Genomic DNA, 14,658 nt, shown 5'->3' with positions numbered 1-14,658 from the left:
CAAAAACAGGTCATTGCACTCCACAATGACTCATCTTCCCCATAGTCTAGCATTTACGGTGCTAGGTAGAAACTTCTAAGCCATATCCTTAGGTATATACGAGGTGTTTTCCGTATTCTTTTGTCGTGTTAAGCATAACAAATTCAATGTAGCACTGTCAATAAAATATCGAACGATTTATTATTAATTTCGTTTAACGTTCGGTTTTTGGTTAAATAACCTTTATATTTACTGCCCAGATTTATGAAAAGATGTATGAATCCAGGCATTTTTACTCGTTCACTTTTTGCAATGCAACTTTATTTATTTTCCCGATAGCTGTCTTTGGCAGAGCAGCAATAATAAAAAATTTCTTCGGCACCTTATATCTTGTCAATTTTTGATTGCAATAGGTTTCCAGCTCTGTTTCTGTCATTTTATTTTTTAAAACAACAAATGCAGTAACAACCTCTCCCCACTTTTCTTCCGGTAGACCAATTACAGCCGCTTCATCAATATTAGAATGGGCTTCAAGCCACTGTTCTATTTCCAGCGGATAAACATTCTCCCCGCCAGTTATAATCATATCCTTCTTTCTGCCAACAATATATACATAGCCATCTTGATCTTTCCTCGCAAGATCCCCAGTGTGAATCCAGCCATTGACTATTGTTTGTTTCGTCTCTTCTGGCTTGTTCCAATAATACTCAAACGCGTGATTTCCACGTATTAATAATTCTCCGACTTCATTTATTTCTGTTGCTTCCCCATGCTCATTCATGATGCGAATATCATTAAACAGCATTGGTTTCCCGACTGATCCTAACTTGGCGCCTGCAACGCTGGGATGGATGTAGAAATTATTAGGACCCGCCTCTGTTAATCCATAGCCCTCTTTAAACGCAAGTCCCTTCTCAGCAAATGCTTCATAAATTTTATGCGGACATGGTGCGCCTCCCGATACAAACACCTTCATGTCACGAAAAGTTGTTTGTTTAAATGCATCCGTTTGAATCATCATATGATACATCGTAGGAACAAATAATACGACAGTACATTTATATTTCACGAGATCGCTGACAGCCTTTTCGGCATGGAATTCAGAAGCAATAACCACCTTTCCGCCAGCTAGCAAAAGTGGCAATGTATACACATTTAATCCACCAGTATGGGACATTGGCAGGCAGGTAAGCGTCGTATCCTCACTGTTCAAGTCCCAGCTGATAATGGTATTGAAAGCATTCCATAATATCGATCGATGGGACAAAATTACCCCTTTTGGTTTCCCAGTCGTTCCACCTGTATAGATCATTACGAGTGGATCCGCTTCATTTAGAATCGTAGTTACTGTCATTTGCTTCGATGGTAAATGATCGATATATTGATTGTGGCTAATATTAATGAAACTAGCATTATTGGGAAGTATACTTATTTTTCCTGCCAATGCTGGCGCCACCCCAATGATTTTCGGTTCTGCATCTTGTAGCAAATATTCCAATTCCGCCTCAGATAATCTCCAATTTATTGGAAGGAAAATAGCCCCTATCTTCATTGCAGCAAACAGAAAATCAAAATAGCCGATATGATTTGGAGCCAGGATTGCCACTCGATCCCCTTTCCGCACATCATGCAGATGGAAATAATTCACCATTTTAGTGACGCGTTGCTGCAATTGTTCATATGTCCATGCATCATCTGTATCTGAATCAATAATTGCGACCGCATTTGGCGTTAACTTCACACGGTTCTCAAACCAATTGATATTATAATCCATATAACTACTCCTCCTTTAAGTCCGGAAATAATTCTGTAAGAAAAGTATAGACTTAAGGAGTTACATGGTGGTTACATCGTTAAGACATCAATTAACATATGAATTCACACGACAATTAACAGAGTGACAATAGATATTATCAACGTGCTAATTCTTATGAGAACTAGTTTGGTATTTCGTATGTTATTTTCCAAATTAGATATAAGATAATTCAGAGCTGAATAACAAATATGATATATTAAAAATAGAGTTTGTGAAGAGAAGTTCCTAAACTAACGGTGCAGTTGAAGAAGAGTATGAATCTAATATCTAATATTCCTATATAAATACTAATTATAAAATAGTATAAAAAAGGCAGGGTAACCTGCCTTTTTTGAAACAAATTTGCATATATGCTGTTATTTTCTTGGACTTCTAACAAGTTCTTAAGTGAAGATATCATTCAATCTGAAAAATTACCTTACAAAAATGCAGATAAAATTTATGAATAAATGAAGTTTAAACAGCACTGTAAATAAACAAATTTTATTTTCCAATAAAGGAAAGACGGTTTAGCGAAGCCAAATACGGATGGGCGAATATCCTGTCTAAGGAACTAAATTATCTTGGGTGGACTTTTCACATGCATTTGTTTCAAAAGTTAAAAATCTATAATCAGAATCAAACTTATATGGCCTGCTAGCAAAGAGGTATGAGTATAGTGACCCTCAAAGACATATGTATTTTTATCAAAAACACTTTCAAACGGAAATGGAGCTGTATAGTAATAACGGATATAGTAGTAATAGAGGCAGTTTCCGATGTATAGATAAGTTAATTTCTCAACTTTTTTCTTAACCGGTTTGGTCTTGGCCAATTATCTATGGTTACTGTAGAATAAGCCAACCTTTTCTGGGAATGATAATCATTAAATGTGCAGATTAAGGAAAGATGGCACATAATATAAATCTGGTTAGGAGGATTACAATGGGAATTCTTAGTGGAAATCCGACAGACGAACCGATGCATTACGGTGAAGTGTATGGTATCTGGACAGCGGTTATGACATCAAAAGGTAAAATTGCAGGATACCAAACAGCTCGTAATCATGCAGGTGATGCAGACCTTGTAGAACTAATTGATGAGGCTATCCAGCAAGGGAAACAAGAAGTTACAGAAATGGAAAAACTTTTAATAGCAAATGGTGTAGGACTTCCACCAACCCCTCCGGATCGACCAAAAGCAGCTTTGGAGGATATTCCAGCAGGAGCGCGTATTACGGATCCGGAAATTGCAGCGGGACTTTCTGCAGACGTAGCGGCAGGATTGGTTGCATGTAGTGGAGTGATGGGTCAGTCCATACGTGAGGATATTGCAATGATGTTTGGACAGTTTCATACACAGAAAGCAGCATTTGGAGCAAAAGTTCTACGTTTAAATAAAGAGAAGGGCTGGCTCGTTCCACCACCACTTCACCTGGGTAAAGCAGAAAGCTGAATGAATAGAGCAGATTAATTAATCTGCTCTATTTTTTTATTCTATGCATCATAATAATATGATTTGTCCTATGCATTCATGCCGTTTATGACCTATAAAACAGCGTTTATTTCCATTATGGAAAATGTGACTTTTACGAACAATAGAATTATAATAATAGCTGGCTTTTTCGATAATGATGTTGATCTGTATTTCTTGGAGCGGGAATAGTTATTATATTCAATGCGGACTATGGATTTTACTAGAAATTCCTCAAGAAGCAGCTAATGGAAACTCACCTTCCGTAGTTTTGGAATCAACTGGTCAATACTTGATTACTTCGTGATATTATTTGATTATGAATCATTCACAAATGTTGAAGGTAGGAAGTAATTTTAACGTATTACATATATTTCTTACTCAACTAACGGGTGCAAAAGTTATATAAGGCGATTATCGAAAAGATCGTCTTTTTCTTCAATAAGGGTTTTTTATTTTTATCGTAGAAACACTAAAAGCTAAAGAGTATTTAATGGGGGAGATTAAGTGAGTCGGCCGAGAAAAAAGCGGAGGTATTCGCAAGACCCAGATCAAACGAAACGTGATTTTGCAAATCGCAAGAGGTTAAGAATTATCTATGGTTTCCTTATTACAATGGTTGCTTTTGTTTTGTTAGGTGTATTTTTTATTGTCTTAAATAGTACATTTTTTATTACAAATCTTTATTACGCATTTATGTTCAATTACATAGGAACTGTCTTTTTATACTTGGCTGGGATGACCATAATGCTCTATTTTATTTATGCCAGCCTCCTCACCACAATGAAAAATCCCCAAAAAGTAAGCAAGAATCAGGTGTTTGCATGGGGAGTAGCGGGAATTATTTTTTTAGCTATAGCTGTATTTATTTTTCGCGAAATATACTCTTTAACAACTAATAGTGTTGGAGATATGAAGGATTACCTAAATGGTGTGACGAAGGTAGATGAATTTGAAGTTGTGGATGTATATACCGGTGACGGCAAGTCAGAGGTAGCACTTATCGAAACAGAAGAACGTGAGCTTACGCTGCTGCTGGACGTATTTCGGATAGAAGAAGGCAAAACATACCGGTTTACATATATGGAACGTACCGGCAATATTTTAAATGTTGAAGCGAAGTGATTTCGTGCAAATTTCATACATTCTTGGAAACAGCAATGGAAAATTAACTCAACTAATGGGTGCAATAGTTAACCAAGGCGATTACCAGAACAATCGTCTTTTTCTTTGAACGATTTTTTCGAATATTACGTTACTATTTTTTAGAGTTATTGAACTAAAGGGGAAGATTAGTTGAACACGCAATCCTTAAAATTAAAGGTGGATAATATGAAAAATTATTATGTGATATTCTTTTGCTTAGCAATTACACTACATAATTTAGAAGAAGCCTTATGGTTACCTAGATGGTCTCAGCTCGATTCATCTTTTCAAAAAGCAGTAACAACCAATGAATTTCATTTTGCTGTTCTGATTATTACCGCACTTGCATATTTAATGACCTTTCTGTATTTATACTTTTCCGAATCAAATGTAATAAAGTGGGCATTTATTGGCTTTTTAGGCTCTATGATTTTTAATGCAATTTTTCCGCATTTAATTGTTACATTATTAATGAAAACGTACGCACCTGGTTTAGCCACAGCCCTATTATTAAATATACCAATCAACACTGTTATACTATATAAATTATATAATTTAAATTTGGTTACTCTCAAAGAAATAGTTATTTCAACAGTTGTAATTGGAATGATTCTATTAGCTATGATACCTCTTTTGTTTATGTTAGGGGGAAGTTTAATAAATTATTAACGAATGAAATCTTTAACACAGGAAAATCAATTTTTCATACTAATAAAGTAGGTTTGTAGAAAAATACTCGTCGGGAAATTGCTGATGTAGTTTTTTCTGTTGTTCGACCCTATACAGTAGATAATCAACAAAGTTTGTGAAGGTATATCCTTCAATTGGTGCTTTACTTAAATAAGCTCCATAATCAGAAGACCTTTAATATACACCATTTTATACATTGGTGGTATGTTGAGGGTCTTTTGGATATGCAGGAAATTTACTGTCCTACCCATACATGAATTAAATGCCAAAATAGACAAATCCGTTAAGGTTATAAAAAGTAAGAATCAATTATTAAAAACCGCACTTAGATACGTCACGGAGAACCGTATCATAAATGATGCTAAAAGAGTGCAGATTTCTGCACTCTTTTTGTTATCTTATTATTCTATATATTTATTCCGATAGAGCTTCGTTCTTTTGTTAAAAATGGTGGGACCGTCTGGAACTAACTTTTCATCTACTCGCCCCAGAATGCTTGGGCGATTCCTTGGCCTTGTTTGATTTTATTCCACTGTTGTTCGTGAGTAAGGTCATTTCCGCCGTCACATGATGCGAAACCACACTGGTGTGAGAGGTACAGTTTGTCTTTAGGGATGTATTTTGCTGCTTCTTCAAGCTCTGCTAAAACAGCTTCTTTATCTGCTAGACCAGATTTTTTCGATGATAAGAACCCAATAACTACTTCTGTTTCAGGTTTATCTTTGAAAGCTTCTAAGGCTACTAAGTTCCCTGCACGGTCATCGTCCCACTCTAAGTAGAAACGGTCATAGTTTTGATTAGCTAAGAAATAGTTAGCAACATGCTCGTAAGAACCACCCATAGCATAACGAGAGCCGTAGTTACCACGACAGTTATGAGTATATACTGTTAAGCCTTTTTCATGGGCATAGTCAACTACTGCATTGTTTAAGGAAACAAGTTTTTCTGCATGCGCTTTAACAGTTTCGTCAGTAGCTCCATCTTGAGTATAGTAGCCAATTGGGTTGTCTTTAGAGAAGAGTGCCCAAGTACAGTCATCAAACTGAAGTACTTCACCACCCACAGCTGTATACTCGTCTACGAATTCTTTCCAAGCTTGAACCAAGCCTTCACCAAGATCATCTGTCGTTGGGTAAACATCGTTTGAATAACCGTTCTCGTCAGACATTGAACGCACAAATTCGTTATAAATTTGAGCAGGTGATGGTATGGTTAATTTAACTGAGTGATCCCCGGCCTCTTCACTAACACGTTTATAGTGGTCGATGAAAGTATGGTTGTTAGAGTGAAGAGTAGCTACGACTTTGACATCGATATCTTTACGAGTTTCAAATGTTCCTTCTTCAAAACCATCCGTATCATTTTGGAACTTCCAACCTGAATCACCGATTGAACGCTCCACACCATCCAAGCCCCAAACAAAGTCCAAGTGCCAGATAGAACGTTGGAATTCTCCATCCGTTACTTCTGGAATACCAGCTTCGATTTGCTTATTGACAACTTCTGAAACGGCTTTTCCTTCTGTTTCTGCGTAGCCTTCTAAGTCATCATAGAAGGGATAAGTTATATCATCTCGACTTTCAATTTCGCGGTTATAAGTTTGTAATTCATCTGGTCGCAAGAGCGAACCAACAAGTAAAAAACGTTCTGATCCTGACATTCAATCAACTTCCTTTCCCTTAAACTTTTTGTTAAATAAATCCTAACATAAAAACGCATCCATAGTGTAACACCTAAAAACTACCGTTTGCCATAGCTTTTACCTATATCAAGCTTCTTTCTTTTTCTATGGATTCTTTTAGGTACTGGATATATATTAGCTAGTTGATGCTCCGTCTTTATCATGATACTGTAAGTGATTTTTTAATCGAAGAAAGTTGGCATCCAATCGATAACACCCCTTAGCCATTTGAAGTGCTATGTCACAATGATTTTGCCATCTATAACATTATTTTTAATCACGAAAATCCAGTAGGTATTATTGATTTTGATGTTGCTGGTCCTGGTCCAAGACTTTGGGACATAGCCTATACTCTTTACTCTTTACACTTGCATCCCATTAAGTAGAGTTAATCATTTTGAAACAGGTGAGGCAGTTCATTATAATTCCTTACAGCATGCTGATCGTATAAAACAAAGGGTTAAATTATTTTTTGAATCCTATGGTATCGAGGGAATAGACGAAGGTTATTTGGAAATGGTATTGCTACGATTAGAATGGTTATGTAAAACAATTAAAAGAAAAGCCGAAGAAGACGATATGGCGTTTGAAAAAATGATAGATGAAGGGCATCTTGAACCTTATCTTAACGATATTAAATCCAATCGTGAAAATGGAAAGAATTGGATTTAAGGGGAAAGTTTTGTTGAACGAACTGGTGCGATTGTTCAACAAGTTAATCGATTTTATGCTAAAAGTTCAAAAATCTTTAGTTTGAATTTCCTGAAATGGGTCTCTTAGTTTCAGCATCAAAAACCGCAGTAGCCATTTTTTTCCATCCTCACTTACCATTACAAATACATCTACTTGTCTTTTAGGATGATATCCCTCTCCAGCAGATCTTGATTCACCGTACTTGTCAGCTTTGGATAAGATTTTGTTAATGTCTTTATAATAAATTTTTTCCCGAATATTTAACTTTGCATCTTCAAATTCAACATACTCCTTCTTATCAAGAGAAGTTTAAAAAAAATCAACATCTTTGAAAGTCAATCCTGAATTATCAGGGTACTTACTCCAAGGCTCTTTATCAGTTATAGACTCAGCTAAAGCAAACTGAGCATTTAAGGATAATAATGTTAATAGAAAAATTAGTATAGTTATTTTTTTCATTTGAGATTTCCACCCTTTTTGTTTATTATTTCTACTAATTCATTTATTATGTAAGCGTATACTTCCGGTTACTGTTTTAACGGGTGCGTTTGTTAAACAAGGAGAAGCACTCTTTCTTATTGGAGGTGCAGTTTAATTGAATAAGGTCGAAATAAGGGGATTGAGTGTATGAAAAAGTTCTTTGCGATTCTATCGGTTATTTGTTTCTTACTTACATTTTTTATGCTTATGTATCTCTCCCAAGGTTGGGAAATTGCCTTTGTTGATTTTTTATTTGGAATAAGTTTATTTACACCCATCTTTATAAATATTTTGGGTGTCATAAGTGCTTCTTTTTGTGCAAAAGGAACGACACGAAAAGTTTTAGTTTTAATAAATTCATTGATGCTCATTTACTTTGGAGTTCTTTCTTTCGTCGCTATATTCGGGTTTCAAGAACCTTAAATGTAAAGATTAACGGTTATTGTGCTAACTGATGCGTTAATTCGATAAGAAATAATATTAAAAACGGAAGGTGAAAGTGAAAATTCAAATAATAGGCGGCTCAGGGGAACTGGAAAAAGCACCTTAGCAAGGTATATCAGTGAAAAGGAAAATATCAAATGGATTGATACAGATAATTATCTTTGAAAAGATGATACTTTTACAGAAAATAACCCGATTGAAATGCACAGGGTATTGTATGAAAAAGATGTTAACTCTTACAGTAGTTATGTGATTTCGGGATCTATCTTTATTTGGTGTCCAAATGGGTTTATTAACCGAGACCTTTTAGTTTTTCTTTCTCTGGATGAAGGCACTCGTATGGACAGACTGAGAAATAGGGAATCTAATCGAAACAGCCTTAGAAAATGTGGCTCGATGAAAATGATGAATATACAAATGACTTTTTGGAATGGTGCAAAACATATTGGTCAGCAAAAGATAAGAGTATGGCGGGTACCTATGCTGAGCAGAAATACAAAATGGAGATTTCAAAAAGTCCGGTTTTAAAGCTTGAAAGTTCTATATCTGTTGAAGAACTCTATGCCGAGATTTTATTTCGATTAGTACAGCAATGAATATTCTACAAACAGGTGCGATTATTAAACAAGAAGATCATTGATATGGTCACCTTGTTTTATTAAAAACATTGATAATACTATGGAAATATTATATTAGTATTGATGTGTAGGTATTTTATCACTATACCTCATACAAAAATAAAGGTGTAATTATATCAATAAATTGATATAAGGAGAGTGGAATTATGATAATAAAACCATCAGCAGCCTTAAGAAATGATTACTCCACAATATCAAATCTTGCAAAGGAAACCAAAGAACCTATATATATAACAAAGAATGGCGAAGGGGATATGGTTCTCATGAGCATTGATGCCTTTGAAAAAAGGGAACAAATTTTACAGCTTCGTGCAAAAGTTCTGCAGGCAGAGCAGGAAAGAATCAGTGGAGCAGAAACCCTCAGTATTTAGAAGGCAAGGAAAAGATTAAGTGAGCGAGCAGATGAAGTATAAAATTGAAATTCTGCCTTCTACCTGGGAAGATTTTAAAAAATTTAGGATTATTATTCGATACAGTTTGATTTGCAAACGGCAACGAAGGCCAGTGACCATATATTGAATACAATTGGACGGCTGGAGGATTTCCCAGATTCGGGTTCCATGACACCAGATACATGGTTGAGTGAACTAGGTTATCGAATGTTAATTTCTAAAAAGCATGTAGCAATTTATCGTAAGGTCGAGGATTCAATTTATATTTATCATATCGCTGATACACAGACAGAATATACAAAGTTATTTTGTTAATAATAGGTGGATTAAGTTTTTGTTTAACAGATTTGTGGACGTAACCTGGCATTAGACCGTCAATCAAGGCATTCATTCTCTTGGTTGACGGTTTTTCCTATTATAGATGACAATGAACTATTTAACTGAATCGGATAGATCTCTTCTTGTATTTACATCATAATCCCGCCATCAACATGCAATGCATGGCCATTTACATAATCCGATTCATCAGATGCCAGGAATAAATAAGCATTTGCAATATCAATTGGTCTTCCAAGCCGCTGCATTGGGATCTGTTCCTTCATTTTTTGGATTACTTTATCTGGTACTGCTTCCACCATGCTCGTTTCCGTGAACCCCGGGACAACCGCATTGACATTAATTCCTTTGCGTGCAAGCTCTTTTGCCCATGTTTTTGTCATCCCAATAATAGCCGCTTTTGCTGCAGCATAATTCGTCTGACCGACATTTCCATAAACTCCTGAAACAGATGATGTGCTAATAATTTTCCCCTTTCCTTGCGCGACCATCGATGGAAGGACTGCCTGTGTGCAATGAAATACACCTGTTAAATTGACATCAATCACTTGCTGGAACTCCGCATGCGTCATTTTCGAAAGCATTGCATCCCGTGTAATTCCTGCATTATTTACTAAAATATCAATTTTTCCATAGTCACGAACGACATCATCTACTAATTGATCAACACTTGCCCGATCTGCGACATTTACTTGGATAAACTTACATGTAAGTCCTTTTTCTAATAGTTTCTTTTCATTATATAAGCCTTGTTCTTCGTTGAAATCAGCAATAATAACCATTGCGCCTTCCCTTGCGAATATTGTTGCTGCCTCGAGTCCAATTCCATTTGCCGCCCCAGTGATAATTGCTACTTTATCCTGCAATCGCTTCATCTCAGCACCCCTTACCTCGTTTTCTCACCTTTTAAGAACGTTTCCATCACATCTATTAATTGCTCAAGATTATCAACCTGCGGGGAATGGCCACATCCTTTTAGCTCATGATTACTTGCATTTTCCCCAAAATCGGCGATTAATTCTTCCGTCATTTGCCTTGTCACGACCATATCATTTTCTCCCCAAGCAATCTTCACTGGTATTTGAATATCTTTAATCCGATTTTCGCCATCAACCACCCCATTATGGACGGAACTCAAATTAAAGATATTTAATGCATGATAACATTCTGCCAGATTCCGCTGTGTCGTCATGTCTTCTAAATACTTTTGGTACTTTTCTGGGTCTGGTTTATGATCAACATAAATTACCATATCCCACATTTGTCTAAGGAAATCATAATTTAACGTATCATAGGCTGTTTGAACAATCTTTGTTTTATCATCTTCTTTAACTTCCGCCAATGTCTGATATCGATTCGCAACGTCCGGCAGGCCATCCTCCCCTAGTGGATAACATCCATATCCCCTTGAAGAACCAGAGGCATGTAAAAATAGTCGATTACAATACCCTGGATAATCTGCACAGAACTGCTGGCAAACCGTTCCACCAAGTGACCAGCCCACTAATGCAAAATTTTGTAGCTGAAGTGTCTCAACAAACAACTTTAAATCATCTGCAAAATCCTTAATCGCTGAAATCGGCTTCCTGTAGCTTGACTCGCCGAAGCCCCGTAAATCAACTGCATATACTTTATATTCTGGTGCAAGATTTTCAATTACAACATCCCAATGAACGGATGAAGTCATATTGCCATGAACTAAAACAACAATATCCTCTCCACCCTCTCTTTCACGATATGCAAGCTCTTCCCCGTTATTAAGTAGTATTCTCTTCAATTCAACAACTGCCATTTTACATATCCTCCTTCGTTTTTCCCCATTTTATTACATTTGCTCCCCATGCATAGCCAATCCCTGCTGACACAAGTACAACGATTGCACCATCCTTTAGTTTTCCTTGCTGCTCAGCTAATTCAAGTGAAAGAATTTGATCCATTTGCCCGATATGACCATAGTCCTCTAAATAGATTGATTTGTCGCGGGCTACGCCTAGTTGATCCAGTACGCAATAATGTGCAGAACGTTTCATATGCAGGAGTGCTACATAGTCAATATCCTGTTTTGAATAGCCGCTTTTCGCCAAAGCCTTTTCAATACAAATAATAAAATTTTTCATCGATTTTTCTGCTAATCTCTGCTTCATTCTTTGTGGATCTAATACATCGAACTGATAGTGTCCAGCTGCTAATGTATCTTGGGTAATCGGACTTTTCGTGCCGCCAACCGGAATAACAACATCTTCAGAAAAAGAGCCATCCGTTATCAAATGCGTTCCGAGCAGTTGATTTCGCTCATAACCCTTTCGCAAAATAATTGCTCCTCCGCCGGCTCCAAGATTGAACATGAAACGGGTTTTTGGATTTTGATAATTGATAAAATCTACATTGCGATAACCGCCAGCGAGCAGTACTATATTGATTTCATCGTCTGCTGTCATCATATCTTTTGCCAGCTTCAAAGCCATAATTGTTGTCCCACAGCGCAGTGCCGTATCGAACGCCCATGCATTATTTGCACCAATTTCATGCTGTAATTTAATACCCGCTGTCCAAAGTGGATACTCCTTATGTTCTTCACCAATATAAATGACGAGGTCAATTTCTTTCGGGTCAATCATTGCTTTTTTAATTGCCCTTTTTGCGGCATGTATTCCCATTAATGCCGTATGATCCTCGTCACCTGGCAATGTTTTTTCCTTTATCCCCATTTTTTCTTCGACAACGTGCAAAGGAATACCTGTCTCATTCGCTAACTCATTTGAAGTCATCCGTTTTTTAGGCAGATAAATTCCTGTACTAACCATTCCGATAGCGTTCATCTTCATCCATTCCTTCCTCTGGATTTTCCCTGTCCATTCGCTTCTTTTTCTTTTGGATATTCTGCCTGGGGAAGAATTTCTTTTGGATTGTACCTACAATACCAAGTGGGAAAAAGATAACGATGAGAATATAGACAATTCCATATAAAATTATCCAGCGCTCGAAAATCCAGTGAACATCTGCCAAACTAGATAACCAGTGATGAGCGAATTCTACTAATCCCGCACCTATGATCGGTCCAATTAACGTTCCGACACCGCCGATAATCGTCATTAACAGTACGTCAATCGTCATGTCTGTAGCAAAAACACTCGTATTTACAAAACGGAGGGAAATCGAATAAAGCACGCCAGCATAGCTGGCAACAACCCCTGCGACAACATTCGCAATTACCTTATAATGGACAATCTTATAACCTAGTGATTCCGTCCGATTTTCATTCTCTCGTATCGCCATTAACACACGACCAAACGGCGATTTCGTTAAGCGTCTTAGTCCGAAGAAAATCAGCACAAGTGAGAGAAGACAGAGCATATATAAGTTATGAGAATCACGGAGTATTTCTGGCAGCTTAAAGGTAAACCCATCATTTCCACCAGTTAAAGATCGCCACTTCTCAGCCCCAACTAAGAATAACCCTGCAAGTGCTAACGTGAGCATTGCATAGAAATGACTCTTCAGCCTTAGGGTCAGCATACCGACAATTAAGCTGACAATTGCTGCCAACACGGTGGCAATCATTATTGCCAAAATAAAAGAAAGAATCGTTGAATCAAATCGATTCATCATAATTGCAGTGGCATAGGCTCCAATCCCAAAGAACATGACATGTCCGAATGAAATTATTCCCGTATAGCCTAATAAGATGTCATAGCTCATTGCAAATATCGCGAAAATAAAAAACTGTATAATAATAAATTGCATACTTCTTCCAGTTACGATGATCGGAACAACGATTAATAACAAACTGATACCGAGATAAATCCACGTACTTTTTTCAACTCTTGCTAGATTCATATTTTCACCCCTTCGCTTTTAGAAGACTTGGTTGTCACCGAGCTTTTTGGGTGACAGCCTTAGTTGCACTTATGTAGTAAGAAAGTCGTTATACTTTCTTACCTACTGAACAAGCCCTGTGGTCTAAAGATAAGCACAACTGTCATTAAAAGCATATTTACCGCAAGTGAAAGCGCTGGGACATAATATGCCATGAATGCTTGCGCTATACCGACTAAGATCGCTGCAAATAATGATCCAGAAAAGCTCCCCATCCCACCGATCACCACTACAATGAATGCTAAAATTGAAAATTCCAATCCCATCTCCGCATAAATCACTCCGGAATATGGAGCGTGCAGCATCCCACTAAGGGCAGCCATCGCAGCACCGACCATGAAAACCAGCATGAACACAAGGCGAATATTAATCCCGAGCGATTGAATCATTTCTTTATTCATCACACCTGCCCGAACAATTAATCCAATCCGCGTCCGTTTTAAGATAAACATCGAAACAAAATAAACGAGGATACCAATGATGATAATGAATAAGCGATATTTAATGATAATGACGTCGCCAACATAAAAACTTCCTTGCAGGAAAGCAGGAGGTGCGACTGCTATTTGATTCGGTCCAAATACAACTTTGATAAATTCCTGCAGAACGAGCATGAAGCCTAATGTGATTAAAATTTGTTGAATATGATTGCCGTATACCGGTCTAATAATGAGTTTTTCCGTAACAAGTCCGAACAATAATCCAGTTAATATCGCAACAATAATCCCAATAATAAAGCTGCCACTTAGCTGATAGCTCCACACACCAGTATAGGCACCCCAGATGAATAATCCTCCATGAGCAAAGTTCAGTACGCTCATTAGACCGAAGATCAGTGTTAACCCGGCAGCGAGGAGGAAAATTAGCATGCCTGTCGCAAGCCCATTAATCACTAATGTACTAATTAATTCCATGTGATTTCCCCCTTAAGAAATACCAAGGTATTTTTTCATTAAGATCTTATCTTCTTTCAATTCAACCATCTGTCCGCTATGAACGGTCATGCCATCATCAATAATGTAAAATTGCTTTCCA

15 protein-coding genes, 1 pseudogene and 1 riboswitch are annotated in these 14,658 nt (G+C 37.0%); of the genes and pseudogenes, 8 read left to right on the top strand and 8 right to left on the bottom strand.

Going from position 1 to position 14,658, the window contains the following annotated elements:
• Positions 1-22 precede the first annotated feature (22 nt).
• A riboswitch (purine riboswitch) is annotated at positions 23-122 on the bottom strand.
• 149 nt (positions 123-271) lie between these two features.
• On the bottom strand, positions 272-1,753 hold the full coding sequence (locus CWR48_RS05810) for an acyl-CoA synthetase (protein WP_115772251.1): 1,482 nt from the start codon (positions 1,751-1,753) through the stop codon (positions 272-274).
• Positions 1,754-2,719: 966 nt separating this feature from the next.
• On the opposite strand from CWR48_RS05810, the gene CWR48_RS05805 reads away from it, so the two are divergent.
• The 3 genes from CWR48_RS05805 (at position 2,720) to CWR48_RS05795 (ending at position 5,062) form a co-directional block, all read left to right on the top strand.
• Positions 2,720-3,229, top strand: a complete 510-nt coding sequence (locus CWR48_RS05805; RefSeq protein WP_115772249.1) for a DUF3231 family protein — start codon at positions 2,720-2,722, stop codon at positions 3,227-3,229.
• Between the two features lie 525 nt (positions 3,230-3,754).
• Complete coding sequence (locus tag CWR48_RS05800; RefSeq protein WP_115772247.1) at positions 3,755-4,372, top strand: hypothetical protein; 618 nt, start codon at positions 3,755-3,757, stop codon at positions 4,370-4,372.
• Between the two features lie 207 nt (positions 4,373-4,579).
• Positions 4,580-5,062: an HXXEE domain-containing protein gene (locus CWR48_RS05795; protein WP_115772461.1), complete on the top strand. Its 483-nt coding sequence runs from the start codon at positions 4,580-4,582 to the stop codon at positions 5,060-5,062.
• Positions 5,063-5,561: 499 nt separating this feature from the next.
• Here CWR48_RS05795 and CWR48_RS05790 read toward each other — a convergent pair whose 3' ends face one another.
• Positions 5,562-6,743, bottom strand: a complete 1,182-nt coding sequence (locus CWR48_RS05790) for a uroporphyrinogen decarboxylase/cobalamine-independent methonine synthase family protein (RefSeq protein ID WP_115772245.1) — start codon at positions 6,741-6,743, stop codon at positions 5,562-5,564.
• A 167-nt stretch (positions 6,744-6,910) separates the two neighbouring features.
• Here CWR48_RS05790 and CWR48_RS05785 point away from each other — a divergent pair.
• Positions 6,911-7,436 (top strand): annotated as a pseudogene (locus CWR48_RS05785) (phosphotransferase); the annotation flags it as partial.
• 330 nt (positions 7,437-7,766) lie between these two features.
• On the opposite strand, the gene CWR48_RS20360 reads toward CWR48_RS05785, so the two are convergent.
• On the bottom strand, positions 7,767-7,916 hold the full coding sequence (locus tag CWR48_RS20360) for a hypothetical protein (protein WP_170140710.1): 150 nt from the start codon (positions 7,914-7,916) through the stop codon (positions 7,767-7,769).
• Positions 7,917-8,084: 168 nt separating this feature from the next.
• Here CWR48_RS20360 and CWR48_RS05780 point away from each other — a divergent pair, with 168 nt between their 5' ends.
• The 4 genes from CWR48_RS05780 (at position 8,085) to CWR48_RS05765 (ending at position 9,726) form a co-directional block, all read left to right on the top strand.
• Complete coding sequence (locus tag CWR48_RS05780; protein WP_115772243.1) at positions 8,085-8,360, top strand: hypothetical protein; 276 nt, start codon at positions 8,085-8,087, stop codon at positions 8,358-8,360.
• A gap of 51 nt (positions 8,361-8,411) precedes the next feature.
• On the top strand, positions 8,412-8,546 hold the full coding sequence (locus CWR48_RS21170; RefSeq protein ID WP_211316722.1) for a shikimate kinase: 135 nt from the start codon (positions 8,412-8,414) through the stop codon (positions 8,544-8,546).
• Between the two features lie 619 nt (positions 8,547-9,165).
• Entirely contained in the window at positions 9,166-9,390 is a 225-nt protein-coding gene (locus CWR48_RS05770) for a type II toxin-antitoxin system Phd/YefM family antitoxin (RefSeq protein ID WP_115772241.1), read from the top strand.
• A 99-nt stretch (positions 9,391-9,489) separates the two neighbouring features.
• Positions 9,490-9,726: a type II toxin-antitoxin system RelE/ParE family toxin gene (locus CWR48_RS05765; RefSeq protein ID WP_281270250.1), complete on the top strand. Its 237-nt coding sequence runs from the start codon at positions 9,490-9,492 to the stop codon at positions 9,724-9,726.
• Positions 9,727-9,878: 152 nt separating this feature from the next.
• On the opposite strand, the gene fabG is transcribed toward CWR48_RS05765, so the two are convergent.
• The 5 genes from fabG to CWR48_RS05740 all read right to left on the bottom strand — a co-directional run bounded on the left by fabG (position 9,879) and on the right by CWR48_RS05740 (position 14,537).
• Positions 9,879-10,622: a 3-oxoacyl-ACP reductase FabG gene (gene fabG / locus CWR48_RS05760; RefSeq protein ID WP_115772239.1), complete on the bottom strand. Its 744-nt coding sequence runs from the start codon at positions 10,620-10,622 to the stop codon at positions 9,879-9,881.
• Between the two features lie 11 nt (positions 10,623-10,633).
• Positions 10,634-11,539: an intracellular short-chain-length polyhydroxyalkanoate depolymerase gene (gene phaZ / locus CWR48_RS05755; RefSeq protein WP_115772237.1), complete on the bottom strand. Its 906-nt coding sequence runs from the start codon at positions 11,537-11,539 to the stop codon at positions 10,634-10,636.
• A 1-nt stretch (position 11,540) separates the two neighbouring features.
• Complete coding sequence (locus CWR48_RS05750; RefSeq protein WP_115772460.1) at positions 11,541-12,566, bottom strand: 3-oxoacyl-ACP synthase; 1,026 nt, start codon at positions 12,564-12,566, stop codon at positions 11,541-11,543.
• Positions 12,544-13,584 carry a branched-chain amino acid ABC transporter permease gene (locus CWR48_RS05745; protein WP_115772235.1) on the bottom strand — a complete coding sequence of 347 codons (1,041 nt, stop codon included), beginning with the start codon at positions 13,582-13,584 and terminating at the stop codon, positions 12,544-12,546. The genes CWR48_RS05750 and CWR48_RS05745 overlap by 23 nt, the downstream gene beginning before the upstream one ends.
• Before the next feature lie 98 nt (positions 13,585-13,682).
• Complete coding sequence (locus CWR48_RS05740; RefSeq protein WP_115772233.1) at positions 13,683-14,537, bottom strand: branched-chain amino acid ABC transporter permease; 855 nt, start codon at positions 14,535-14,537, stop codon at positions 13,683-13,685.
• Positions 14,538-14,658: the final 121 nt, after the last annotated feature.

The organism is Oceanobacillus arenosus (genome assembly GCF_003369575.1).
Classification (GTDB): domain Bacteria; phylum Bacillota; class Bacilli; order Bacillales; family Amphibacillaceae; genus Oceanobacillus; species Oceanobacillus arenosus.
Note: the sequence above shows the minus strand (reverse complement) of the source record. Positions and strands in the feature narration are given on the sequence as shown.

Excerpts from the sequence above, each read along its gene's own strand:
- CWR48_RS05810 (WP_115772251.1), bottom strand. The coding sequence starts at position 1,753 with ATGGATTATAATATCAATTGGTTTGAGAACCGTGTGAAGTTAACGCCA.
- CWR48_RS05805 (WP_115772249.1), top strand. The coding sequence starts at position 2,720 with ATGGGAATTCTTAGTGGAAATCCGACAGACGAACCGATGCATTACGGT.
- CWR48_RS05795 (WP_115772461.1), top strand. The coding sequence starts at position 4,580 with ATGAAAAATTATTATGTGATATTCTTTTGCTTAGCAATTACACTACAT.
- CWR48_RS05790 (WP_115772245.1), bottom strand. The coding sequence starts at position 6,743 with ATGTCAGGATCAGAACGTTTTTTACTTGTTGGTTCGCTCTTGCGACCA.
- CWR48_RS20360 (WP_170140710.1), bottom strand. The coding sequence starts at position 7,916 with ATGAAAAAAATAACTATACTAATTTTTCTATTAACATTATTATCCTTA.
- CWR48_RS05780 (WP_115772243.1), top strand. The coding sequence starts at position 8,085 with ATGAAAAAGTTCTTTGCGATTCTATCGGTTATTTGTTTCTTACTTACA.
- CWR48_RS05770 (WP_115772241.1), top strand. The coding sequence starts at position 9,166 with ATGATAATAAAACCATCAGCAGCCTTAAGAAATGATTACTCCACAATA.
- fabG (WP_115772239.1), bottom strand. The coding sequence starts at position 10,622 with ATGAAGCGATTGCAGGATAAAGTAGCAATTATCACTGGGGCGGCAAAT.
- phaZ (WP_115772237.1), bottom strand. The coding sequence starts at position 11,539 with ATGGCAGTTGTTGAATTGAAGAGAATACTACTTAATAACGGGGAAGAG.
- CWR48_RS05750 (WP_115772460.1), bottom strand. The coding sequence starts at position 12,566 with ATGAACGCTATCGGAATGGTTAGTACAGGAATTTATCTGCCTAAAAAA.
- CWR48_RS05745 (WP_115772235.1), bottom strand. The coding sequence starts at position 13,584 with ATGAATCTAGCAAGAGTTGAAAAAAGTACGTGGATTTATCTCGGTATC.
- CWR48_RS05740 (WP_115772233.1), bottom strand. The coding sequence starts at position 14,537 with ATGGAATTAATTAGTACATTAGTGATTAATGGGCTTGCGACAGGCATG.